A 25,150-nucleotide genomic window follows, 5' to 3' on the forward strand; every position below is an offset into this window, starting at 1 on the left:
ACTCAATAAATTAAAAGGCTGCCTCCTCAGAGACAGCCTTTTAACTCAAGCAATACTATATATATTTCCCACAGTGCTGCCAGCGCTTTTTAGACTGGCTGGCGGAACACGGCTGAAACCCAGTGGTTCTGGGTGCGGTGGCTCTCGTACTGGAAGCCCGCCTTTTCCGCTGCTTCCTGAATAAGCGGAAGGTCCTCTTCGTAGAATCCGGAGAACAAGATGGGGCCGCCGGGCTTGAGGTAGCGGGCATACGCTGGCATATCCTCTAGCAGCACATTGCGGTTGATGTTGGCTAGTATAATATCGAAGGGCTCCTCCCCTTCCAAAGCAGTTACATCACCGAGGCGGGCTTCTACTTTGTCCTGCACGTTGTTTTCGGCGGCGTTGTCGGCGGCATTTTCTGCGGTCCAGGGCTCTACGTCCACGGCCAGCACGTAGTCGGCGCCCAGGTGCACGGCCATCACGGCCAAAATGCCGGTGCCGCAACCCATGTCGAGCACGCGCTTGCCTTGGTGGTCGATGTTGAGCTGATTGGTAATCATCAGGGCCGTGGTATCGTGGTGGCCGGTGCCGAAGGACATGCGCGGCATAATCACGATTTCGTAGGCCAGGTCTGGGCGCGCTTCGTGGAAGGGTGCCCGCACCGATACCTTATCGGCAATTACCAAGGGCTGGAAATTCTTTTCCCACTCGGCGTTCCAGTTCTGGCGCGTGATAATGCGGTGCGTGTAGCCTACTTCACCCAACCCTTCGTAGCGGCTCATGATTTCAGCTACGTGGTCGTGGTTAAATACGTCTTCGGTGGTGTAGGCGCAAAAGCCTTCGTCGTTATCTTCGAAGGTATCGAAGCCGAGTTCAGCCATTTCAGCTACCAGAATATCAGATAGCTCGCGAGGAGCTTTTACGGTTACTTCTACAAAGTCCATATAAGAGCAGCAATGTGGTATCGAGGGAAATGAAAATGCCGCCCAATAGCTATGGACGGCAATTACAGTGCAAAAGTACAAGTTTGGTGTACACAACCCGGCCTAGGCCACTCTCCAATTACTGCTTCCGGCAGCCAGCGTAAGAGCGAGACTTGGTAAACTGAATGCTGAAGTCGGCGAGATTGCGGTTGTCGGTAACAAACAAGGAGTAATCGGCGAAGTTGGGCGAGTCGGTGAGGTACCACAGGCCTACCTTGTCGGCGAAGAGCTTACTAGTTTCCTTGAAGACCATCAGGTCGGCAAAGTCAGCTTCGGGCTCCATGTACACCGAGCCAAAGCAGCGGCTCTGCCGGCGCGGGTCGGTTTCGAGATACACCGTACCAAACACGCGGCACGGATCCACGGAGCTTAGCGAAGTAGCCGCCAATGGCATGCGCGGCGCCGGCTGAAACGGATTCAGGGCCAGCAGGCCGGCAAGAAGTAAGGTAGTTAGCATAGGTAGTCGGTAGGCCTCTGCTCCGGACAATTATCTGGCCGAAATAAGTTCGCTTACGCCCTAGGCCAGTCTATCATTTCATATGCCGCGCGAAATCTGAGGCAGTTATCAGAAGGCAACATCAGACTCCGCACGGCATCCGAAATAACGCTTAGAACGACTTGATAATGTCGGTGAAGTCGCGGGATTTGAGCGAGGCGCCACCGATGAGGCCACCGTCTACGTCGGGCTGGCTGAACAGCTCGCGGGCGTTTTGGGCATTGGCCGAGCCGCCGTACAGGATAGTGGTGTTCTGGGCCGCCTCGGCGTCATAAGCGCGGGCAATTTGCTCCCGGATGAAGGCGTGCACCTCTTGGGCCTGCGCGCTGGTAGCGGTTTTGCCGGTCCCGATGGCCCAAATTGGCTCGTAGGCCACTACTACCTGATCGAACTCCTCGTTGGAGAGGTGAAACAGGCCGTCTTTCAGCTGCTTACTGATAAAGTCGAAGGTCTCATCGGCCTCGCGGGTTTCCAGCGACTCACCCACGCAGAAGATGGGCTTCAGGCCGGCGGCCAGGGCCGCTTTCAACTTCTGGCTCAGCAGCTCATCATCCTCACGGAAATACTGGCGGCGCTCGGAGTGGCCTAGAATCACGTATTCTACCCCTACCGACTGCAGCATGCGGGCCGATACCTCACCGGTGTAGGCGCCGCTTTCTTTCTGGTGGCAGTTTTGAGCACCCAAGTGAATGAGGCCGTCCTGGGGCAGGTGCTTGCCGATGGTGGTCAGGAACGGGAAGGGCGGGCACACCACTACCTCCACGTTGGAGCCAGTTACTTCGTCCTGCACCATGTTCACGATTTCGGAAATTAGCGCTTGGCCATCCTGGAGAGTGGTATTCATCTTCCAGTTACCGGCCACAATATTCTTACGCATAGCGGAAAGGGTTGAGGTTGGGAGTTGGCGCGCAAGTTAGAACAATGCGCAGTGAGTCGTCAGGATTGCGACCCGAAGAATCAGTATTCGACAAGACGCCGCCTTAGCTTGTTACGAATGAGACGCTACCCGTCTCCTGCTGCCCCACCACGACAGGCCTAGGCCTAGTACCGCAACCATACTAGCGGCGGCCAACGCCATTTGGGCTAATACCTCCGTGTCGGGGTCGGGGCGGCGGGCTACGTAGATACCCAGGAGCCCCCAGGCTACGGCGGCGGGGTAAGCCAGCTCCGTAAAGCGGCGCGTGACATTCAGGGCCAGCCCCGCCGTAATGCCCACCAGCACAATTGCCAACTGCAGGGTCACGTCTTCATCGGGCTGCCATGTGGTACCCAGTGCCACGGTTACATTCACGACGGTAGCCAGCGAAATCCAGCCCAGGTACAGACCAAACGGAATGCTGCTGTACCACGGCGACTCGGCGCGGCGCACCAGCTGGCGGGCCCGGCCATACACCACCGCCAGGCAGGCCAAAATACCCAGCATCGTCAGCATACTAGGTACCAACAGTTCATAGGCAAACACTACCAACCAGAGCCCCGTGAGTAAGTTGGCCCACACCAACGGCCGCGCTACGGCATCGGGGAGCGGGTTACGCCGCTGGGCGGGCAGGAGTTGCCACACCGCATACAGCAGCAAGCTCAGAAAAATCAGCCCCCAAATGCTGAAGGCATACCCTGCCGGAGTGAGCAGCGTGGGGTATTTATATGACACCTGTCCGTTGGTTTGCCCATTAAAGGGAAAGCGTTGCGACACGTAATTGATAGCAATGTTGCCAACAATAGCGGCAGCGGCTCCCCAGCGCCAAGCCCTACTAGTAGATGGGGCCGTGAGCGTGTCGAAAGCAGGTGTGAGTGGAGCAGACATAGGTAATGACAGCAGGTAGACGACCGCAAGTACGCACAGAAGCCACTACTACGGCTAGTATTCGCCCGAGGTAGTGACTTCCGTCTGGTAATTAAATGGAGCCGCCTAGGCCACTGCTTCGTAGTGGCCTAGAGCTACAACTACGGCAGAACCACCCGGCAGCAGGGCATCAGGCAATAAGCCCATGGCTAACGGCGTAACGCATGAGCGCCGCAGTGTTTTTTACCTGAGTTTTCTCGATAATATTCTGCCGATGGGTTTCAATGGTGCGCTTGCTGGTGAAGAGCTTCTCCGCTATTTCGGCATTGGTAAAGCCCTCTGCCAGCAGTTGCAGCACCTCTTTCTCCCGATCGGTCAGGTCGCCGGGGCGGCGCTTGGTGCCAGGAAGTACATCGGCTCCGGGGCGCTTCACGAGTTGCTGCAGCAGGTTCATGCCCATATCGGTGCACATGAAGGGCCGCCCGGCCGCCACCATCCGGATGGCATACAGAAATTCTGAGCTCTCGGCGTTTTTCATCACGTAGCCGGCTGCTCCAGCCTGCATCATCCGGTACACATCTTTCTCATTGCCCAACATCGACAGCACCAGCACCCGCACCTGCGGAAACTGCGCTTGCAGCAAGGGCATAGTAGCAAAGCCATCCAGCACGGGCATGGCCACGTCCATCAGCACCACGTCAGTAGGCGTGTTGGCCAAGAGCTCTAGCAGGCTCTGGCCGTTGTCAGTTTGCCCTACTACTTCAATATCGGGCTCATGAGCAACTAACGCCTGAATGCCATTCCGCACAATAGGATGGTCATCCACCAGAAGCACACGGATCATATTCGCAACACACTTAGTTCATTCTTCCTTGGCACCACCAAGCTTTGCTTTTCAGCACAGAGGGCGGCACCAAGGTAGTACGTAACCACGGTTATTTTTATGAGGGTGGGAGGTTGAGCTGGTTAGAGCAAAAGCTCCACGCCGTTTATATAGACAACCTTTCCGCAGGAAAGTTTTACTATTCGGCCACCACAGGCCTGAGAAGCAACTATTTGCTCCAGGCCACTCCGTTATAACTGGTGTTTCCAGACGTCACAACTTTTTTATGTTATGTCATAGTACAGTTCGGCCGGCCTCGCCTGGAATATGGCTGGTTATCTAGCATTACTTCGCAAATCCAGCATCGTTCTGCAGGGCTTCCATGGCTACGGTTAGATACACGAGCGGCGCGTTCCAGTTAATGGCTACTTCGTTGGAAGCGTAGGAGCAGACCTCGTCCGTGTAGGCGCGCTCAGCATCCGAAAACAAGTATTGGCAGCCGTCTTGCCGGCCAGGGTTGGGGCCGCCCACCAGAAACCCGGGCAGGGGCTCCGCAATACCGTCGGCTTCGGAAAGGCGGTGGTGCGGGTGCTGGGGGGCCTTACTTCCGAACCCCGTGACGAAGCAGTAGCCCGTAGCATTGCGCCCCAGCAAATAGTCAAGGTTGGCGAGGGCGCACTGTAGGTACTGCTTGTCGCCGCTAAGGCGGTAGGCCTGGATGAGGGCCACCCCCTGGTTGGCGGCCGTGGCGTTGCTGCCCCAAACAAAATTGGCGGCACTCTTGGTCATAGCCGTTTGGTAGGGCTGCTGCTCGTAGCCGGCCCTTAGCTCGTCGGCCAGCGCCAGTATGTGTTTGCGCACCGTAGGCCACTGCGCTTGGGCTGCCGCTGGTAATTGGCTCCTGAACCGGGCCAGCGTATAGTACCCCAGGGCCTGTACTTGGTTCCAGGAAGGCAACTTGGCAGACTCAGCCAACGCCGGCTGCAGCACCTGATAGTACTGGGGTTGGCTGGTGGTCACGTAAAGCTCAGCGGCGGCCCACACCCACTCGTCGTGCAGGTCTTGGTCGCCGTATTCACCGGTGCTGATGTCGGGGTCGACCTGCTTATTAATGTCAGCTTGGCGGTAGAGCACTTGAGGATGTGCTTGCGCCCACTGCCAGGCGCGCACCGAGGCTTGCAGACAGGAGTCGGCTAGGCCGGGCAACTGGCGAGGAAACTGTTTCAGAATACGGCTGGCCTGGGCCGTAATGGCGGCAAAGTCTAGCGCGGCGGCCGTACTTTTCTGCACTACATACCGTGGTTTAGTGGTCAGCGCGGGCATCTCCATGCCATCGAAGGCAGCGTTGGTGAGTTTGTGGTACACGCCTCCGTCGGTGGGGTCTTGCATGGCCAGCATCCAGCGTAGGTTCCACAAGGTTTCATCCACCACATCGGGCAGACGGTTGCTACTCTCCGGCACCTCTTCCCGAAACGTGCGGCAATACGTCGGAAAGTCTTCGTAGAGCGAAAACAACGTGCCCATGGTAATGCCCGAATTCACGACGTATTTGTTGTAGTCGCCGGCATCGTACCAGCCGCGGGGCGCTGATACAAGCGTGCCGGTAGGCCGCTGGGCCGTGGCGGCGGAAGCATGCACCAGCACCTGTGTATCGGGGTGGCCTAGCGGTCGGCTCCAGCGGCCGGCGTACAGGGCGGGCAGTGCCGTAGATACGCGTTGGTAATAATAGCTTTTGAGAGCCGCACGGGCTACTCCTTCGTGCACCCGCCGCTGAATCTGGAAAGGATATGATACCCGCCCACCGGCATCGCGCAGCACGTAGGTACCCGGAGTGGTAAACGCCGAAAAGTCAGCCAGTCTCACGTCTTCTCCCGTTCCGGGGTTGTGCTGCTTCGCACCGACCGTGCCCGTGAACAACGCCCGCTCCGAGCCGGGAGCCGTGAGAGTGAACGTGCCTGGCTTCGCGCCCACTAAGGCAGCTATTTTGGGTGCTTTAGGATAAAACCCAAGCTGGTTAAGCCGAATACTATCAGTGGCTTGCTGAGCCAAGAGCGGCGGAGTGCACAGGCCTAGGAAGAGCCCGCCCAGTATAAGCGGTAATCGAAATTGGTGAGGTAGCATATACAGGGGAAGTAGATTGGGAAAAGATAAGTGAAGCGCAATAAAAAAGTCGCCCTGGCAGCAGAGCGACTTTTTTATTGCGTGAGTATTTAAGGGCATCGTATACCGTTACGGCGCCGGCCTTGCTAGGCCAGTGGGGCAGGGTGAGCCCTATTTTGCGGCTTTCTTACGAGTGGCGGGCACGGGCTCCGGCTGCCGGATCGATGATTTTCGCACAATAAGTGCGGTGGGCAGTACGATGCTGTGGTTGTTAGCAATTGCTTGGTCGCTGGGCTGCTGCAGTTGTTCCAGCAGAATATCAATCACATTCTTGGCAATACTCTCTACTGGCTGGGCAATTACGGTAATGGCGGGCGTGTACAGCCGAAACAGGTCGTGGTCGTCGTAGGAAATGACGGCCAGATCCTGCGGAATCCGCAGCTGCAAGCGGGAAATGGCTTCCAGCCCGTAAATGCTCAGGTAGTTGGTAGAGAAGATAATAGCGTCGCAAGCGCGGTTATCCTTAATAAAGTCCTGGATGTCGGCAATAAGGTGCTCAGAGTCTTTGGAGGCGGCCACTCGCTTTACCAGGGGCAGCAGTTGCTGTTCTTCCAGCGCCCGTACATACCCATTCAGGCGGGCCTCCATCTGAGTTTGGGTAGAGTCCGTCGTTACGAAGGCAATGTTTCTGAATCCCTGCTCCAGCAAGTGCTGGGTGGCCGTGTAAGTACCCTGGGCACCATCTACCACAATGTAGTTTGTGGGCAGCTTCGGCAAAAAACGGTCGAAGAGAACCGTGGGGGTTTGCTCCCGCAGAATAGTGCTTACCTCCTCTTCAATTCCTTCGGAAGGCACAATGATAAAGCCATCGACGTGCCGCTCCCGAAACATACTGATCAGCTCCTTGCTCTTGGTGGGGTCGTTGTCGGTGCTGCAATAAATAATGCGGTAGCCGCGCTCAAACGCCTGCTTTTCAATCAGCCAGGCCACCGTAGCAAAAAACGGGTTGGAGATATCTTCTACTACCAGCCCAATTACGTGCGTTTTGCCCGTGCGCAAGCTTTTAGCCAGATGATTAGGCTTGTAGCCCACTTCCTGCACGTACTTCAGCACCCGCTCCGCCACCGCATCACTAATACGGCTCTGCTTCGCTTTCCCGTTCAACACCAGTGATACCGTTGCAATGGATACTTCCAAATGATTGGCTATATCGTTGATCAACGTCCGTTTTTTCACTTTGCTGCTCATGCGAGGGGGGTGTAGGTGCTTACCTCTCAAAGGTAGGATAAACTCCTCTTACCCCCTTTGTTAGTGGCCTAGCTACACCAGCGCTACGTAGGCGCCCGTGGCTGCTGAGGCCTTTTTTACTAGTGCTGTTCATAGTACGACTGTGCATCAGCATTTTATTCCATATTTTCCAGCATCTTACCTTTCCTCGACAGGTACTGGGCTTCCATAACTTGACTCTGTTTCTAGCTGCCTCACGCATCCATGGGCCCTTTCGGTATCGCCTTAAACTACAGGGTGACTTTACTTTTTTGTCGCTTTGCTAAAACCTTTTACCGTTCAAATAACGAATTTCTTACTTTAGAGGCGACCACTGGGCGAGTGTAGCCCCATAGGAATACTGTTCTTGCCTCACTACTAATTTGCTCACCTCTTTTCCATAGCGCCTTACCTCCCACCCATGCAATTGCCTTTCTCTCTGCGCCGCGTCTTCGGGAGCTTACTTATTGTGTTTTGGGCTACTGTACAGGTTGTGGCACAGCCAGCTACTAGCCAGGGTAAAACCACTACCCCGCTCACCACTGGTTGGCGCTTCAAGCAGGTAGGCCAAGGCAACTGGGCGCCTGCTACCGTGCCTGGCTGCGTGCATACAGATCTGCTGGCTACCAAACAGATTGAGGACCCGCTGTACCGTAACAATGAGCTGAAGCAGCAGTGGATTAGTAAAACCGATTGGGAGTACGAAACTACCTTCACAGTGCCCGCTGCCACGCTGCAGCGTACCAACCTGGAGCTGGTATTCAAAGGCCTCGACACCTACGCCGACGTTACACTCAACGGGGTGGCCATTCTTCATACCGATAATATGTTCCGGGAGTGGCGCGCCAATGTGAAGTCTCGGCTCACCACCGGCGAGAACCGCCTGCACATCCGGTTCCGCTCCCCACTGAATGAGGTAGCTGGCCTACCGGCCAAGTACGGCTACAACCTTTACGCCGGCAACGATGAGCAATCTATGGGCTTTGTAGGCGAGACTGGCCCCGTGCTGAGCCCCTACACCCGCAAAGCTCCGTACCAATACGGCTGGGACTGGGGACCACGCTTCGTGACGTCGGGCATTTGGCAGCCGGTGCAGCTAGAAGCCTGGGACGCGGCTAAGCTCACGGACTTACACGTAGTACAGCGCCATATCAGCCAGCAATCAGCCCAGCTAGGCCTAGAGGTAGAGTACGAGGCCACTGCATCAGCAGCCAAGCAGCAGGCCACGCTGGTTATTGAAACCACGGGCCCTAACGGTCAGGCCGTAGGCCCCCGCGTAGAGCAGCAGGTTACGCTACAGCCCAACCGCCACACGCTCACGGCCGAGCTACAGCTACCGAACCCGCAACTCTGGTACCCCGCGGGCTACGGCCCTCAGGCGCTGTACTCCTTCCGGGCACAACTACTGCAAAACGGCCGCCCCCTAGATGAGGCCACCACACGCACAGGCCTCCGAACCATACAACTGCGCCGCGAGCGTGACCAGTATGGCAAGTCGTTTGAGTTTGTGGTCAATGGCATTCCTATCTTCATTAAAGGGGTAAACTGGATTCCGGCCGATATTTTCCCCAATCGGGTAACCCCGACTCGGTACCGCCAGCTGCTACAAGCGGCCAAAGACTGCAACATGAACATGCTGCGGGTGTGGGGCGGCGGCATCTATGAAAACCAGTACTTCTATGATACCTGCGACGAGCTAGGCCTATTGGTGTGGCAGGACTTTATGTTTGCCTGTTCCTTCTACCCCGGCAACCAGGAGTTTATGGATAATGTGCGCGCCGAGGCCACCTATCAAGTGAGGCGCCTGCGCAACCACCCAGGCCTAGCTATTTGGGTAGGCAATAATGAAAACGAAATAGCCTGGCAGCAGTGGGGCATTCCGGAGAAAATGGGCTCGCACAAGCTGGAAGTGTGGAGCAACTACCTTAAGCTCTACCGCGACCTACTCCCGACGGTGCTCCAAGAACAAGACCCCAGCCGCCCCTACATGTCGTCGAGCCCCTCGGCGGAGTTTGAGGATATGGCCGGCTCCCAAACCAACGGCGACATGCACTACTGGGACGTGTGGGGTGGCACCGCCCCCATTTCCGACTACGAAAAGCAGGTGCCTCGCTTTATGAGCGAGTATGGCTTCCAGTCTTTTCCGGAGCTGAAATCGGTGAAGCAATTTACCACCGAAGCCGATTGGGATATTTTATCGCCGGTGATGAAGCAGCACCAGCGCAGCGCGGCCGGCAACCCGCGCCTGATCGAGTATTTGCGCCGCGACTATAAAGAGCCGAAGAACTTTGAGTCGTTTCTGTACGTGAGTCAGGTACTGCAGGCCCAGGCCATCAAGCTGGCAGCAGAGCACCTGCGCCGTAGTCGCCCGCGCACCATGGGCTCCATGTACTGGCAGCTGAATGATTGCTGGGGGGTAGCCTCGTGGTCATCTATCGATTACTACGGCCGCTGGAAGGCGCTGCAGTACTACGCAAAACGCTTTTATGCCTCAGTGCTGGTGAGCCTCCACGAAGAGGACAACAACGTGCGCTTCTACGTGGTGTCAGACCGTACAACCGCTACGCCGGGCCAGTTACAAGTTCACCTGCAGGATTTTACTGGGCGCACCCTATTCAGCCAGAGTCAGACGCTGCAGATCGAGCCGCTCACCAGCAGAGCCTACCTCGATATTCCGCGGACCAAACTATTAGGCAAGCACGACCCGAAGCAGGTGGTGCTAAGCTGCGAACTACGCACCAATGGAGAGGTAGTCAGCAGCAACACCCACTACTTCGTATCGCCCAAGGACCTGAAGCTACCCCAAAGCAAAGTGCAAGCCGACTGGCAGCAGACCACCGACAGTACTTTTCAGGTTACCCTCCAGAGTAAGAACCTAGCCCGCGCAGTGATGCTTACTCTCCCCGAGGCTGAGGGCTTCTTCACGGATAACTACTTCGACTTGCTCCCCAACCAAAAGAAGACGCTCACCTTCCGCACTACCACGCTCCTGCCGCTAGCAGAGCTACGACGCCAATTGGTGGTGCGCACATTAGTTGATGCTTTTTAACCACGATATGCAAGATGGTACTACCTAACTTCCCTGCCTCTAAGAGCTCCTAGATCTATTTATAGCCTAGCTGGCTGGCTGCGCAAAACCACAATTGATGAGGGGGTACAGTTGCCTCTCTTGGCGCCTAGGCCACTCGTCCGTGTACCCCTAAGCTTTACTTTCTTTCCAAACTTCCCACCAACCCATTCCTTTCCTCATGGCCGCACCCTCCCCTACGTTGTCTCCTGTTACGGCTGCCAACACCGGCACCGACGCACCACCGCGCTACACCACGGCGCTGAGCGCCGTCACTACATTGTTTTTTCTGTGGGGCTTTATCACCTGCCTCAACGACATTCTGATTCCTTACCTAAAGGCCATTTTTCAGCTTAGCTACACGCAAGCCAACCTGATAAACCTGTGCTTTTTTGGGGCCTACTTTCTAGTAAGTATTCCGGCGGGCAAGTTGGTAACTCGTGTGGGCTACAAGCGGGGCATGCTGATTGGCTTTGCCCTGGCAGCCGTTGGCGCGTATCTGTTTTACCCGGCGGCCTCAGCACGAGTGTATGGGCTGTTTCTCGGGGCGCTGTTCGTGTTGGCTTCCGGTATTACTATTCTGCAGGTAGCTGCCAATCCGTACGTGTCCATTCTCGGTCCGGCCCGCTCAGCTCCGGCCCGCCTTACGCTCACGCAGGCCTTCAACTCGCTCGGCACTACACTTGCTCCGTTGCTGGGTAGCGCCCTTATTCTAAGTCGGCTGCCCAAGCTCAATACGGCCGCCAACTCAGCGGCCATTGATGTAACCGCGGTGCAAACGCCCTACCTCATCATTGGCACGGCGCTGCTGCTCATCAGCTTGCTGCTCAGCCAGATCAACCTACCCCAAATTATACCGCCCACTGATGAGGCAGACACCACCGCTTCCGACTCGACGCGGGCTTGGAATTACCGCCACTTGGTGCTGGGCGTGGTGGGCATTTTTGCCTACGTAGGCGCAGAGGTAGCCATTGGCTCCCACATTGTAAACTACCTGGCCCTCCCCGATGTCCTAGGCCTAGACCCCGAAGCGGCGGGCAAGCGCGTGACGTTCTACTGGGGTGCAGCCATGGTGGGCCGTTTCATGGGTGCGTATCTGCTCAACAAGGTGTCGCCGGCTAAGCTATTGGCGTTTAACGCGGTGTTCGCCGTGGCGCTCATTCTTCTCTCGATTAACACGGCAGGAGAAGTGGCCATGTACAGTTTGCTGGCGGTAGGCTTGATGAACTCGATTATGTGGCCGGTTATTTTCCCGCTGGCGCTGGCAGGCCTAGGCCGTCACACGGCCGAGGGCTCCGGATTGTTGTGTACGGCCGTAGTAGGTGGCGCTATTATTCCCTTGCTCTTCGGCTTCATTGCCGACCACAGTGGCCTCCGCCTGGCGCTATTGCTGCCAGCAGTATGCTACCTGTACATTATGTGGTATGGCCTACGGGGTAGCCGCCGTGCGGCAGTGGCCTAGACGATATATCTGCCGAGTTATGGGAAATTAATTAGTCCCTTTTGCGTACAGTGCTGTTCTTTGGCACTGGCGGCTTACGCCTTTCCCCTAACGCCCTGACTCATGTCTTCCAGAAAGCAGCAAATCTCTCTTCGGGACTTAGCCAACCACCTCAACCTCTCTACCTCTACCGTTTCACGAGCCCTAGCCGACCACCGCGACATCAGCGAGGCCACCAAAGACCGGGTGCGCCAAATGGCCAAGGAACTAAACTACCGGCCCAACCAACTAGCAGCGGCGTTGCGCAAGGGCCATAGCAAAACGCTGGGCGTGATTGTGCCCCACATCAAAGGGTACTTTTTTCCGGCCGTGATGAACGGGATAGAAAAGGTAGCTACCCGGGAGGGCTTCAATGTGCTGCTGTGCCAGTCAAATGAAGACCTAGCCCGCGAAAAGCGCAACATTGAGGCCCTACTGGCCGCCCAGGTAGAAGGCATTTTGGTTTCGGTATCGGCCACCACTCAAACCGATTTGCAGCACTTCGAGCAAGTGCGTCAGCAGGGTGTACCCCTCGTGTTTTTCGACCGCGTGCCGGAGCTAGATCAAAGCATGGCCGTTATCCTCGATGACTTCCAGGGTGCCTACCAAGCCGTACGTCACCTCATTGAGCAAGGCTGCACACGCATTGCCCACTTAGCCGGTCCGCAACACCTGAATACTAGCCGCAACCGCTTTCTCGGGTTTAAAGCCGCCTTGGAGGCGCACGGCCTGCCTTACAACGAGGAAGAGCAAGTGTACTCTTTACCGGCCCTAACCCACGAGGCCGGCCGCTTGGGCATGCAGCACCTGCTGGCCCTCGATCCGCCCCTGGATGGCGTATTTGCCGCCTATGCCATCCCCTCCGTAGGGGCCCTGGAGGTACTGCGCGAAAAGGGCATTCGGGTACCGCAAGACATTGCCTTTGCCTGCTTCAGCAATGAACCCTTTACTACCATGACTCAGCCTCAGATGACGGTAGTAGACCAACGAGCCGAACAAATGGGTGAGACGGCCGTGCGCCTTTTCCTGCAACTGCTCAAACGTGGCCCCTCCTACGTACCGCCTCACCTCATTCTGAAGCCCGAGCTCATCATCCGCGACTCGTCCCTGCACCTTTCGCAGGAGCCACGCCAGCCGCGCTAGTCACCTACTCTGTTTCTCTCAAGTGGTCTAGGCCACTTGGGGTGTGCCTACTTCTTCTCTCATTCCTTTACTACCCTTTTATGAGTTCTGACTTGTCTAAGCAGGAGCTATTCCAACAAACCGAGCAACGCCTGCGCCAGCAAGGCTTTGGCATTATGGTGCAGGACCAAACACGCCCGTGGGGCGGTTTTTTCGTGCTCGATGAAGACCAGGCCCAGGAGTTTGCCAATACCTATTTTGATGGCTTATCGGTAGAAAACCTGCGCATTTCGGGCAAGCTGAGCCCAAAGGTGTTGCTAGTAGCGCCTCACCAGCGCTTGTCGTGGCAGTACCATCATCGTCGGGCCGAAATCTGGCGCGTCGTGAGCGGTACTGTGGGCGTTGTTACCAGCCCCACCGATGAGGAAGGCGAACTAAAAACCTACGGTCCCGGCGAACAGATTGTGCTGCAACAGGGCGAGCGGCACCGCCTGATAGGCCTAGATGGCTGGGGTACCATTGCCGAAATCTGGCAGCACACCGACGCTCAGCACCCTTCCGACGAAGAAGACATTGTGCGCGTGCAGGACGACTTCGGCCGCTAGTATTCTTCAGACAAAATCAACCAAAAAGGGTGGCCTACGTATGTAGGCCACCCTTTTCCATTTTACACCAGCCTAGACCAGTTACAGCTTTTCAGCTAGGAACCGCGCCGTATGATTGGTGTCCTTCAGCTTAACCATTTCCTCGGGCGTACCCTCAAACAGCAGATGACCGCCATTGATACCACCTTCTGGGCCGAGGTCAATAACCCAGTCGGCGCACTTGATGATGTCCATGTTATGCTCAATGATGAGCACAGAGTTGCCTTGCTCCACTAGCGCATTTAGGGCCGTCATCAGCTTGTTGATGTCGTGGAAGTGCAGGCCAGTGCTGGGCTCGTCAAAGATGAACAGGATTTTGTCATTCTGTAAAGTGTTGCCTTTAGTCAGGAAGGAAGCCAGCTTCACACGCTGGGCCTCACCACCCGACAGTGTATTGGCCGACTGGCCTAGCCGGATGTAGCCTAGGCCTACGTCGTCGAGGGGCTTGAGGCGCTCAGCAATTTTGGGCTGGTCTTTGAAGAACTCGATGCTGTCTTCAATGGTCATTTCCAGCACCTCGTTGATGCTCTTGTCCTGGTATTTCACGTCCAGGATATCCTGCTTGAACTTGCGGCCCTCACAGGCTTCGCAAGTCAGGTAGATATCGGCCATGAACTGCATCTCGATTTTCACTTGGCCTTCGCCTTGGCACACCTCACAGCGGCCACCTTCAATGTTAAAGCTGAAGTGTGAGGGTTTGAAGCCGCGCGCCTTGGCCAGCTGCTGATCGGCAAACAAGCTCCGGATGGCGTCGTAGGCCTTCACGTAGGTGACAGGGTTAGAGCGGCTGCTCTTGCCAATGGGGTTTTGATCGACAAACTCCACGTGCGTCACCTGCCCGTTTACACCCGTGAGACGGTCGAACTTACCGGTGGCCTCACCGGCACCGCCGCCTAGTTGCTTCAGCAAGGCGGGCGCCAGAATCCGCCGAATCAGTGTGGACTTGCCCGAGCCCGACACGCCCGTTACCACCGTCATCACGTTCAGCGGAAACTTCACCGATACGTTTTTGAGATTGTTTTCGCGGGCGCCGGTTAGCTCCAGTGCGTTGCGCCAGGGGCGACGCGTTTTAGGCACGGCTACCTCCATCTTGCCGCTCAAGTACTGGCCGGTATAGGTGGCTTTGTCCCGCAGAATTTCCTCGTAGGTACCCTGAAACATGAGCGTACCGCCGCCACTGCCAGCCTCGGGGCCGATGTCAATGATCTGGTCAGCTTCCTCCATCACTTTCTCCTCGTGCTCCACTACAATCACGGTGTTGCCGAGCTGTTGCAAAGAGCGCAGCACCCCAATCAGCTGCTCGGCATCTTTGGGGTGTAGGCCTATGCTGGGCTCATCGAGAATGTACATGGAACCCACCAGCGCCGAACCCAGCGACGTAGCCAACGAAATCCGCTGGCTTTCTCCGCCCGACAGTGTGCTACTCAGGCGGTTCAAGGTCAAGTAGCCCAGGCCTACGCGGTTCAGGTATTCCAGGCGGTTCGTGACCTCCGTTACCAAGCGCTCGGCCACTTTCGCTTCGTGCTCGGGCAGCTCTAGGTTCTGAAAAAACTCGAGGGCTCGGCTCACCGGCAGCAGCACCAGATCGGTAATGCTCTGGCCCTGAATTTTAACGTACTGGGCGTCTTTGCGCAGGCGCGTACCGCGGCAATCGGGGCAGGTAGTGCGGCCCCGGTACCGGCTTTGCAGCACACGGTACTGGATTTTGTGGGTCTGGGTAGCTACCCACTTAAAGTAGGCATCAAGACCTTCAAAATACTTGTTGCCCTTCCAAAGCAGAGTGCGCTCGGCCTCACTCAGTTCATTGTAGGGCCGGTGAATGGGAAAATCGAAGCGGATACCGTTTTTGAGCAAGGGCTTCAGCCATTCGCTCTGCTTATCGGTGCGCCATGGAGCAATGGCTCCTTCATACACCGTCATGGTTTTATCCGGAATTACTAGGTCCTCGTCAATGCCCAGCACCGAGCCGAACCCTTCGCAGGTCTGGCAGGCTCCGTATGGGTTATTGAAAGAAAAGAAATTGACGCTAGGTTCCTCAAACACTTCGCCGTCTAGCTCAAAGCGGTCGGAGAAGGTGCGGGTTTCCTCATCCATCTTCACCAGGCAAGTGCCATGACCCTCGAAGAAGGCAGTCTGCACCGAGTCGGAAAGGCGGAACATCAGGTCCTCGTCGCCGGGCTGAATCACGGCGCGGTCAATCATGATGTATACTTCTCCCTGCACTTCGGGCTGACCTTCGGCAATTAGCTCCTCAATGAAAGCCGTTTCGCCGTTTAGCACCACGCGGCTGTAGCCTTTCTGTAGTAGCAAATCCAGCTCCTTGCTCATGGGGCGGCCCTCCTCACTAGGCAGCAGCGGCGAGAGCAGCATCACTCGGGTGCCTTCGGGCAGATGCATAAGGTAATCTACCACGTCGGCCACGTTATCCTTGCGCACCTGCTCGCCACTGATGGGGGAATACGTGCGGCCTACGCGGGCAAAGAGCAGCTTGAGATAGTCGTAAATCTCGGTGCTGGTGCCAACAGTGGAGCGGTTGTTCTTGATGCTGACTTTCTGCTCAATGGCAATAGCCGGCGAAATACCCCGGATGTAGTCGACGTCGGGCTTATCCATGCGGCCTAGAAACTGGCGGGCGTAGCTGCTGAGGCTCTCCACGTACATCCGCTGCCCTTCAGCATACAACGTGTCAAAGGCCAGCGACGACTTGCCCGAGCCCGAGAGGCCCGTTACGACAATAAACTTATTGCGGGGCAGCGCTACACTCAGGTTCTTGAGGTTGTGAACCCGAGCATTTTTTATCAGAATAAACTCGCGCGGGTCGAGCTGATCAATGGGGTCAGCCGCGGGGGCGGCTACTTGCAGAACGGAGTTGTCGGCCATAGGTCGGTAAACAACAACGGCTGGGGGTTTGGTTTCCGCCGTGGTAGTTTGGTTTAGACGAAGGTACGGCTGCCACGCCTGGGTTGGTTACCCGATATTCGGAGTGCAGCACTGGCCTAGAGGCTTCAGCATTGCCGTTAGCCCTCCTGCTAACACTATTAACCTAATTTGCTGCTGCTTGCTTTCTTCGATATATGGCTCTTATCCACCTTACAGCGCAGCAGCGGTTTGAGGCGTGCTTGATGACAGGCGCTATCGGTGATGCCTGGGGCAGCAGCTTTGAAAACGTTTCCCAGGCCACCGACTCCAACACCTTTTACTTGGGTGGGAAGCCACCCCTACCCCAGCGGTGGGCTATTACTGACGATACACAATTAACCTTAGCTACTTGTGAAGTACTGGCTGCTAGTCAGTTTGAGCCGGCACTGCTCATGCAGAAGTTTGTGGAATACTATCGACAACAGAAGCTGGTAGGCCTAGGGGCTAGCACGTTAAAGGCTATTCAGGATACGGAAGCAGGTATTCACTGGACGCAAACCGGCCGGCGGGGGCAGTACGCGGCGGGTAACGGGGCCGCAATGCGTATAGCGCCCTTCGCCTTTTACGCTGCCACTACCAAGCACACCATTTACGATGCCTGCCGCATTACCCATCAGAACGAAGATGCCTATGCCAGTGCCTTAGCGGTTTTCTTTGCTATACGGGCGGCCATAACTCAAACCTGGACCGGGCACAACAATCTCATTCAGCTACTTCTGCCCAACCTACCCGATACCAACCTCAAAGACCGACTGCTGGATATAGATAGCTATTCAGAGGATAGCTCCATTGCTGAAATAGCCCAGCTTGGCAACAATGGTTATGCTGTAAACTCCGTACCGTTCGCCATTTTTTGCGCGACAAAAATTCTCCGCTTAGGATTGAAAGAGTTGCTACGGCAAGTCATTGCCACTGGTGGCGACACAGATACCAATGCCTCCATCGTAGGCCAGATTGCGGGCTCCTTACTTGGGCCGACGGGCTTACTTGGGCCGACGGGTATACCAGCAGAGTTGCTCCAGAAGTTAAAGCTTCTGCCAGAGTACAGTTGGATCAGAAGTGTTATCGATAAGGATCGGGACTCAGTTCAGTAGCGGAGCCTGTTTGCCTCCCCTACTTCTTTAGCTTCTTTCTCACCACCCGCGTCCACACGTTGTAGCCGGCGGGCGTCATGTGCAAGCTGTCTGACACGTAGAACTGTGGCTGGGGCTTACCGTTGGAACCTAGCAACGGCGTGGCTGTATCTAGGTAGGTCAGTCGTTTAGGATGAGCCGCAATGTACTCCCGAATTAGGCGGTTAGCCTCCTGCACTTTTGGATAGAGCCCCCAACGCGAAGGACTTGGCTTGATGGCTAGGAACACCAGGGGCACCTTAGGCAGCTTGGCCCGCATTAGACTGTCGAAGGTCAGGAACGACCGGTATATCTCCTGCGGGGTAGCCCCGGCCCCGATATCGTTGTCGCCCTCGTAGAGCAGTACTTGGCGTGGGTTGTAGGCCACTACCAGCCGGTCGAAGAAGTGAATAGCATCAGGAAAGCGGGAGCCGCCGAAGCCGCGGTTCAGGACAGGCCGCCCGGCAAAATCCTGACTCAAAGACTCCCACTTCCGAATGGAGGAGCTGCCGTAGAACAGAACAGGCCTAGTTGGCGGAGGGCTCATGCTGTCTTGCCGGGCAAATGCCCGCAGCTCACTCGTCCACTGCTCGGGGTTAATGGGAGGCACCTTGGAGGTTTGGGCCAAACCCGGTACGCTGAGCAGAGACAGGCCTACAAGTAGACCTGCGTAGTGAGAACGGAAGAAAGTACCAAGCATGAGTAGTTTGTTTAGGTTCAGTAAGCAGCCACTAGGCCAGTCAACGCAAAAGTAGCGTCTACGGGAAATGGTGCGGGCAGTATAAAATCCGGTATGCGGCCAATCTACAATCGAGTTTGCGCATGGCCGCAGGCACAATCAACCCCTTAATAGCTGTATAGTGATATACAAGTTGCCAAAACCAGCGGCCATACTCCTAGCCACAAAGAATTTTTACCGCTTTTTGCAGCGCCTGGGCGGTTACGTGAGGCTTACCAAAACCTTAACTAGCAACTCTGCGTCAGGTTTGGTATTTTCCGTTCTTACTGTGCGTACAAACGGTAAAATACCATTCTTGAGTTTAACTTTATGAAGAAAGCTCTACCCGCGCTTGCCCTTCTTTTGCTCACTTGTTGGCTACCTTTTTTTGCGCTGGCTGGCGACACGCCTACTCCCGTGCTCAATGGTAAATGGAAGGGTCCGCTTAAGGTTCCGGGTGGTACCCTCGATCTTATTATCACCTTGGTGCCGCTATCTAATGGCACCTATTACGCCGCCCTCGACGCTCCGCAGCAGCGCATCAGCCGGATGCCGGCTGAAGTAGAGCTTAAGGGTACTGACCTCACCATCCGGATTGAGCAGGCAGGCAGCCGCTTCGTGGGCAAGGTGAAGGACGGTGGTGCCCAGTTTACCGGTACTTGGACGCAGCCAGGCCTCACCGTACCGCTGGTGCTTACCCGCGCAGTGGCCGCAGCGGCTCCGCTTGCCAAGGGCGGCAAAATGCGACTCACTCCTCCCTACCGCGAGGAGGAAGTTGTATTCACCAATGCCGATGCCAAGATTCGGCTCTCGGGCACGCTTACTATTCCGGCTGGCCCTGGTCCGTTCCCAGCCGTAGCCCTCCTCTCCGATTCTGGCCCGCAAGACCGCGACGCGGAGCAGTACGATTACCGCATGTTTGGGATTCTGGCCGACCACCTCACCCGGCGTGGTATTGCGGTTCTTCGTTTCGATGACCGTGGGGTAGGCAAGTCGCAAGGCAATTACCTCACGGCTACCACCATTGATCTGATGGGTGATGCTCAGGCGGCCATGACGTTTTTGCGGGCGCGCAACCTTATCAACCCCCAGCAGATTGGCCTTATTGGGCACGGTGAGGGAGCTAACGTAGCCCTACTAGCCGCTGCGCAGCCTGGACCGGCCAAACCCGCTTTTGTGGTCTCGTTGGCGGGCTATGGACTTACTGGGCGTAATGTTTTGGTACGTCAGCAGCTCGAGATTCTGCGGCTTATTGGCGCCAACCCCGCTCAGGTGAAAGCGGCGCTGGAGTTTCATGAGCGCGTAATCGACATTGTACGTCAGACCCCTAACGACAATCAGGCGCGTGGTAAAGTGGCCGCAAATCTGCGCCTCAACAATACCGACCTGGATCCACAAATGGCCCGGGCACGAGCCGCCCAGCTTACCTCTCCCTGGTCACGCTACTTCCTCGACTTTGACCCTAGTCAAAAACTTCCGGACGTGACGTGCCCCGTGCTGGCACTTAATGGCACCGCCGATCTGCAAGTAGATCCAGAGCATAACTTACCCATTCTGAAGAAAGGCCTGAAGAGCGCCAAGGTTAAATCGGATAGACTTGCCGGTGTAAACCACTGGTTCCAGCCCGATACCAAAGACTGGCCCCTGGTGAATGGCGTACAACAGCCCACATTCTCCCCTAAGGCATTGGACACCGTTCGGGAGTGGATCTTCGATAATACTACTCGTCCCGCTCCTATGCCTATCACAAACAGCGTGGATGCCTCGTCGAAGGGAAAGAAAGAGAAGACGAGCAAGAAGCTTGACAAGGCCGTACAAGCCAGCCGCTAGGCTACTCATTTGCTCCAAACACACAGGGGCCGCAGCTTAGCTGTGGCCCCTGTGTGTTTATTGTTGGCAGCCGTTAGTATGACCTACATGAAATGACCTAGTGTAGTCTTCTCCTGCCGACACCACTATAGCTGCTTTCCTCTACCTTGAGTAGTCTTGCCAACCAAAGCTTGGTTTTTTGCAGGAATCTGTTAACAACTGTGGGCTTATCCACATAGTTATCCACATTCTCTAAAATATGTCCTACTGAATGTGGTGTTTGTTACTCCCTAGCCTTACGCCTTTACCGGTTGCGGGGTCATGTCAAGCTTACGCAGCTTGTCAGCTTTCATTGCCGTAATGGCCACTACCAGCATTGTCATAGCGCCGCCAAATATTACGGAAGGTACCACACCTAGCAGCTTAGCCGCCGCCCCCGACTCAAACGAGCCGATTTCATTGGATGAGCCAATGAAGATATTGTTCACCGCCGAAACGCGTCCTTTCATATGCTCGGGTGTGAACGTGTGCAACAATGTAGAGCGCACAATAACGGATACGGAGTCAAACACCCCCGTTAGGAAGAGCAGGAACAAGGAAAGCCAGAAATTAGTGGATAAGGCGAAGCAAATGGTTGCCAGCCCGAACCCGGCTACGGCCCACAGCAGTTTGCGCCCCGCGTGGCGGCGGAGCGGAAAGTAGGTCAGGAAAGCTGCCATGAGTACCGAGCCCACGGCCGGAGCAGCCTCCAGGTGGCCTAGACCGGACGCACCCACTTTCAAGATATTCACGGCAAACACCGGCAGCAGTGCTACGGCTCCCCCGAACAGTACGGCAAACAAATCAAGGGAAAGCGCTGCCAGCACCAGTTGGTTGTTCCAGATAAAGCGTAGGCCACTCAGCACACTATCCTGCAGGCCTAGCCGCTCACCTACCAACTCCGGCAGAGGTCTAGAAGCAATAGTCAGGAATTGCACCAGCGCCACTGCCAGCAAGCTAGTAGCTACGAGGTATGAGTTGCCCACATTAAGGTGCGCAATGAGGTAGCCGCCCAGCGCTGGCCCTAGCACGGCCGCCGCTTGGTAGGTTGTGCTGTTCCAGGTAATAGCATTGGTCAGCTTGTCACGGTTGGGCAGCAATTGAGGCATGAAGGAAAAAAGTGCCGGCCCCAGAAATCCGCGGGCAATGCCACTCACAAAAATTACGCTGTAGAGTGGCAGCGTAAACCAAGCGCCTTTTGCCAATAATGGCAAACCCAGTGGTGAAGCGAAAAATGCCAATGCGGCCGCACACAGCAAGAGCACGCCTACCGTTACCACAATAATATTCTTTCGGCGCACCGAGTCGGCTACGTGACCCGCGTACAGCGATACGGCAATGCTCGGAATGGCTTCCGTGAGACCGATGAGCCCTAGGGCTAGCGGATCGTTGGTGAGCTTGAATATTTGCCAGCTTACAACGAGCCCTTGAATGCGGGTGGCTACTGTGAGCAGGATACGGGCCGAAATTAGGCGACGAAAGTCAGGAATCCGCAGGGCGGCGTACGGGTCGTGGCGCAAGGCCGAATCAGGATCAGACATAGCAAGTTGCCGGAGTAGCGCGGCTGGGGCAAAGGTAACCCCAAACCCTGGGCCGGAAGCTGAACCACAGCATTTTCACGAGTTGTTGGGCTAGGCCAGTCGGTAGTCGCGAGTAGGCCATTCTAAAGCCAACGCCGTATAAACGGAGGTGTTTACTGCCTTCCTGAGGTTCTACTTGCCCTGCCGATGTCCGATTACGCCCTGTCCTCCGCTCCCGACTCAGTTGAGCTGCTTTACCGCCCCGATCTGCAAATTCTGACGGCGCGTTGGATGCACCCTGTTGCGGCTCCTGAACTCGTGCGAGGCTACGAGGCTACCTTACACAAAGCAAAGCAGCACCGGGCCCGCTATTGGCTGCTTGATGTGCGCGACCGCGGCCCTGCTTCTGAAGACGACACGGAATGGGTACTTGCTGAATTTTTACCGCGTCTTCATCAGCAGTTAGGCGGCCGGGTGTACGTCTGCTTTCTGCTGGCAGCCTCCCAGCTAAGTGCAGCCGAGCAGGAAGAAGGTGCTCCACTCGTCGCGAATGAGCAATACCACGTACGCTTGTTCACGGCCGAGACACCCGCTTTAGCGTGGCTTAGTCGTCGGCAAGATTACGAAACTGCTTAAGTACACGTACCTCTTTCTTCTGGCTCCCACACCTCTCTACTGATCATGTCTGGTTTTTCTCTCCTTCCGCGCTTACTCCTTTGCGGCAGCCTGATGCTGGGTGCCGCCACTGTTAATCATACCCAGGCTCAGAGTAGCACCACTGCTCCTACCGTTGATTTGAAAGATGGTGCCTACCGCCGCAATGGCTTGGTAATGCGGCTGCAAGCAGGGCAGGCAAGTCGGCTATCTGCTCCCATGCAGTTCGAGAACGGCCTCACCCTCCGCCCCGATGGCATCATGGTCAGTAAAGATGGCACCCGCCAACTGCTAGGAGAAGGTAAGGCCCTCAACATGCAAGGCCAGATCGTAAACCTGCGCGACGATATGAAGACTGCCGCTGCCATTGAGCGCCACGATCAGCAGGTAACCGGGGCCACTCCCACGGTTGTTGCTATGCCCACCCCTAACCAAACGGTAGGCCCAGAGGTGGTATCGGAATTGCGCCGTACAGAGGAGCGCCTAGCCACGCTACACCAGTTAACTATGCTCGTGGACGAGCGGACTTCCAGCACAGGCAGCACTCCGGCGCAAAAGCAAGCTTTAGAAAGCCGAATCCAAGAACTACAAGCAAAGCTGAAGCCCTAATGCTAGCTCAATTCAGGAAGTAGCATAGCCCGCCTTGGCGGGCTTTTTGCTTTTCAGACTTTTTTTGGATAGGCTAAGAAATAAGATTTGGTGTTTTTGAAACACATAATAAAGCATTCAAAATATTTAATTCTTTGGTTTTCAATTATTAAAAATATTTTTTCTAGAACCAGCTTACCCATTGTGTTTGGCTTGCCAGTTTTCTACATTTGATTTTGGCAAGCGCCCTTCATTTCTCCTTCATCCAGAGTCACCACACCGCAACTGCATTCTATGGCCTAAAGCTCTACGCCCCTAAATTCTCGTAGCCTTTATGGAAACCATGCAGCCGAGCGACTCTGCTCTGATAACACGTTACATTGCTGGGCAGGAAGAAGCCTTTGCTCTCCTGCTTGAGCGTCACAAATCCCGGGTGTTTACTACTATCATGCTCATCGTGCGCGATGAGGATGTAGCCGAAGACCTATTACAGGATACCTTTATTAAGGCTATCCACACTATGAAGAGTGGGCGATATAATGAGGAAGGAAAATTTTCTTCCTGGATCTGCCGTATTGCGCATAATTTAGCTATTGACTTCTTCCGGAGGGAAAAACGCAGTCCTTTGTTAAATCTGGACACAACAAGTCATGCCTTTAATTCGTTGTCGTTGGCAGAAGAGGGTGCCGAAGCTATTCTCACGCGGGAGGAAACTCACGCGCGGCTTCGGGAGCTGATTCAGGAGCTGCCCACGGCGCAGAAAGAAGTCCTGATCATGCGTCATTACGGCGACATGAGCTTTCAGGAAATAGCCGACGCGACGGGGGTGAGCATTAATACTGCGTTAGGGCGTATGCGCTACGCGCTCATCAACCTGCGGAAGAAGATGGCCGCACAACCCGTTTTCTATGATCAAAACCTTACCCCACGAGAAACTGCTCCGGTACGTATACAACGAATTGCCGGCTGATCAGCAACTAGAAGTAGAACAGTCGTTGCAGCACGACCCGGAATTGGCTGCTACCTGTGCCGATATGTTGCTGGCGCAACGCTTACTCAACGGAGTGCAACGCACTCCTAGCAAAAAAACGACTGATTCTATTCTGCAGTACTCCCGCACCTTCCTGAACGCGGGGTAAGAGAACAGGGGAAGTAAATTTCATCCTGCGATGCATAGCCTAGCAACTCTTACGAGTGCTACCGGGTATGCGTCGCAGGATGACGCGTTTTTAGCCTTTCTTTGCGGCTTCCTTTGTCCTGCCTGCCTTATGCGCAAACCTGAGCGGTTCCGACACTTCCTTGAGTATTTCACTACCCACTTTCCGGAGCCGGAAACTGAGCTGATTTACTCGAACCCTTATGAGCTTATCGTGGCCGTGGTACTTAGTGCCCAGTGCACCGATAAACGCGTGAACCAAGTGATGCCGGCCCTACTGGAACAGTTTCCCACGCCCGAGCATCTGGCTGCTGCCACCCCTGAGGAGGTATTTCCTTTCATCCGGAGCGTCTCTTATCCGAACAATAAAGCCAAGCACCTTGCGGGTTTGGGTCGCTTATTGGTCTCAGAATTTGGCGGTGAAGTACCCAGCACCATTGAAGAGTTGCAGCGCCTACCTGGTGTAGGCCGCAAAACGGCCAACGTGGTAGTATCGGTTATCTACAACCAGCCCGCTATGGCCGTGGACACGCACGTGTTCCGGGTTTCGCACCGGCTAGGCCTAGTGTCACGCACGGCTACTACACCGCTAGCAGTGGAGAAGGAATTGGTACGGTATATCCCAGAGGTACTTATTCCGAAGGCTCACCACTGGCTTATTTTACACGGGCGCTACATCTGCGTGGCTCGCAACCCGAAGTGCGGGATTTGCCCTCTTAAAAGTTGGTGTAAGTACTACGCCGATGTAGTAGTAAAAGAAGCCCCAGCTCCTAAAAAGGGCCTTTTAAAGGGAATAGACCCATCATCACTCTCACCTGAAAGCACAACATAGTTTATAACTGGTTATAGGGAGTATAAAATCTATAAGCAGTGCTTAAGCGTAGCGAGC

At 55.5% G+C, this 25,150-nt stretch carries 21 protein-coding genes; 11 read left to right on the plus strand and 10 right to left on the minus strand.

Annotated features, from left to right (window positions below; translation table 11 throughout):
* Nucleotides 1-89 precede the first annotated feature (89 nt).
* From prmA to EU556_RS18020, 7 genes are all read right to left on the minus strand, one after another.
* The gene (gene prmA / locus EU556_RS17990) at nt 90-926 is read right to left on the minus strand and encodes a 50S ribosomal protein L11 methyltransferase (protein ID WP_135435533.1); all 837 of its coding nucleotides are present in this window, start codon (nt 924-926) and stop codon (nt 90-92) included.
* A gap of 118 nt (nt 927-1,044) precedes the next feature.
* Nucleotides 1,045-1,422, minus strand: coding sequence for a DUF6150 family protein (locus tag EU556_RS17995; protein ID WP_245327771.1), 378 nt, complete (start codon nt 1,420-1,422; stop codon nt 1,045-1,047).
* Nucleotides 1,423-1,573: 151 nt separating this feature from the next.
* Nucleotides 1,574-2,338, minus strand: a complete 765-nt coding sequence (gene tpiA, locus EU556_RS18000) for a triose-phosphate isomerase (protein ID WP_135435534.1) — start codon at nt 2,336-2,338, stop codon at nt 1,574-1,576.
* A gap of 111 nt (nt 2,339-2,449) precedes the next feature.
* Nucleotides 2,450-3,265, minus strand: coding sequence for a hypothetical protein (locus EU556_RS18005; protein WP_135435535.1), 816 nt, complete (start codon nt 3,263-3,265; stop codon nt 2,450-2,452).
* Between the two features lie 169 nt (nt 3,266-3,434).
* Nucleotides 3,435-4,088, minus strand: coding sequence for a response regulator (locus EU556_RS18010; RefSeq protein ID WP_135435536.1), 654 nt, complete (start codon nt 4,086-4,088; stop codon nt 3,435-3,437).
* A gap of 324 nt (nt 4,089-4,412) precedes the next feature.
* A complete protein-coding gene (locus EU556_RS18015; protein ID WP_135435537.1) occupies nt 4,413-6,188 on the minus strand; it encodes a glycoside hydrolase family 9 protein in 1,776 nt (591 codons plus the stop codon).
* 150 nt (nt 6,189-6,338) lie between these two features.
* Nucleotides 6,339-7,415 (minus strand): LacI family DNA-binding transcriptional regulator, encoded by a 1,077-nt coding sequence (locus tag EU556_RS18020; RefSeq protein ID WP_135435538.1) that lies wholly within the window; start codon nt 7,413-7,415, stop codon nt 6,339-6,341.
* Between the two features lie 439 nt (nt 7,416-7,854).
* On the opposite strand from EU556_RS18020, the gene EU556_RS18025 reads away from it, so the two are divergent.
* The 4 genes from EU556_RS18025 (at nt 7,855) to EU556_RS18040 (ending at nt 13,707) form a co-directional block, all read left to right on the plus strand.
* On the plus strand, nt 7,855-10,482 hold the full coding sequence (locus EU556_RS18025) for a beta-mannosidase (protein ID WP_135435539.1): 2,628 nt from the start codon (nt 7,855-7,857) through the stop codon (nt 10,480-10,482).
* Nucleotides 10,483-10,681: 199 nt separating this feature from the next.
* Complete coding sequence (locus EU556_RS18030; RefSeq protein WP_135435540.1) at nt 10,682-11,962, plus strand: sugar MFS transporter; 1,281 nt, start codon at nt 10,682-10,684, stop codon at nt 11,960-11,962.
* A 102-nt stretch (nt 11,963-12,064) separates the two neighbouring features.
* Nucleotides 12,065-13,123, plus strand: a complete 1,059-nt coding sequence (locus EU556_RS18035) for a LacI family DNA-binding transcriptional regulator (RefSeq protein WP_135435541.1) — start codon at nt 12,065-12,067, stop codon at nt 13,121-13,123.
* 80 nt (nt 13,124-13,203) lie between these two features.
* Nucleotides 13,204-13,707 (plus strand): cupin domain-containing protein, encoded by a 504-nt coding sequence (locus EU556_RS18040; RefSeq protein ID WP_135435542.1) that lies wholly within the window; start codon nt 13,204-13,206, stop codon nt 13,705-13,707.
* Nucleotides 13,708-13,788: 81 nt separating this feature from the next.
* Here EU556_RS18040 and uvrA read toward each other — a convergent pair whose 3' ends face one another.
* A complete protein-coding gene (gene uvrA, locus EU556_RS18045; RefSeq protein ID WP_135435543.1) occupies nt 13,789-16,626 on the minus strand; it encodes an excinuclease ABC subunit UvrA in 2,838 nt (945 codons plus the stop codon).
* Nucleotides 16,627-16,820: 194 nt separating this feature from the next.
* Between uvrA and EU556_RS18050 the strand changes: the two genes are divergently transcribed.
* On the plus strand, nt 16,821-17,759 hold the full coding sequence (locus EU556_RS18050) for an ADP-ribosylglycohydrolase family protein (protein WP_135435544.1): 939 nt from the start codon (nt 16,821-16,823) through the stop codon (nt 17,757-17,759).
* A 19-nt stretch (nt 17,760-17,778) separates the two neighbouring features.
* Here the strand turns inward: EU556_RS18050 and EU556_RS18055 are convergent, their stop codons facing one another.
* Entirely contained in the window at nt 17,779-18,477 is a 699-nt protein-coding gene (locus EU556_RS18055) for an SGNH/GDSL hydrolase family protein (protein WP_135435545.1), read from the minus strand.
* Nucleotides 18,478-18,825: 348 nt separating this feature from the next.
* On the opposite strand from EU556_RS18055, the gene EU556_RS18060 reads away from it, so the two are divergent.
* Nucleotides 18,826-20,325 carry an alpha/beta hydrolase family protein gene (locus EU556_RS18060; RefSeq protein WP_135435546.1) on the plus strand — a complete coding sequence of 500 codons (1,500 nt, stop codon included), beginning with the start codon at nt 18,826-18,828 and terminating at the stop codon, nt 20,323-20,325.
* A 275-nt stretch (nt 20,326-20,600) separates the two neighbouring features.
* Here the strand turns inward: EU556_RS18060 and EU556_RS18065 are convergent, their stop codons facing one another.
* On the minus strand, nt 20,601-21,884 hold the full coding sequence (locus EU556_RS18065; protein ID WP_135435547.1) for an MFS transporter: 1,284 nt from the start codon (nt 21,882-21,884) through the stop codon (nt 20,601-20,603).
* A gap of 186 nt (nt 21,885-22,070) precedes the next feature.
* On the opposite strand from EU556_RS18065, the gene EU556_RS18070 reads away from it, so the two are divergent.
* The 5 genes from EU556_RS18070 (at nt 22,071) to nth (ending at nt 25,093) form a co-directional block, all read left to right on the plus strand.
* Nucleotides 22,071-22,499: a hypothetical protein gene (locus EU556_RS18070; protein ID WP_135435548.1), complete on the plus strand. Its 429-nt coding sequence runs from the start codon at nt 22,071-22,073 to the stop codon at nt 22,497-22,499.
* Nucleotides 22,500-22,544: 45 nt separating this feature from the next.
* On the plus strand, nt 22,545-23,126 hold the full coding sequence (locus tag EU556_RS18075; RefSeq protein ID WP_135435549.1) for a DUF6799 domain-containing protein: 582 nt from the start codon (nt 22,545-22,547) through the stop codon (nt 23,124-23,126).
* 313 nt (nt 23,127-23,439) lie between these two features.
* Complete coding sequence (locus tag EU556_RS18080; RefSeq protein WP_135435550.1) at nt 23,440-24,075, plus strand: RNA polymerase sigma factor; 636 nt, start codon at nt 23,440-23,442, stop codon at nt 24,073-24,075.
* Complete coding sequence (locus EU556_RS18085) at nt 24,014-24,244, plus strand: anti-sigma factor (protein WP_135435551.1); 231 nt, start codon at nt 24,014-24,016, stop codon at nt 24,242-24,244. Before EU556_RS18080 ends, EU556_RS18085 begins: the two co-directional genes overlap by 62 nt.
* A gap of 129 nt (nt 24,245-24,373) precedes the next feature.
* On the plus strand, nt 24,374-25,093 hold the full coding sequence (gene nth / locus EU556_RS18090) for an endonuclease III (RefSeq protein WP_135435552.1): 720 nt from the start codon (nt 24,374-24,376) through the stop codon (nt 25,091-25,093).
* The last annotated feature ends 57 nt before the right edge of the window (nt 25,094-25,150 follow it).

Origin of the sequence: Hymenobacter fodinae, from assembly GCF_004745825.1 — a bacterium.
GTDB lineage: Bacteria > Bacteroidota > Bacteroidia > Cytophagales > Hymenobacteraceae > Hymenobacter > Hymenobacter fodinae.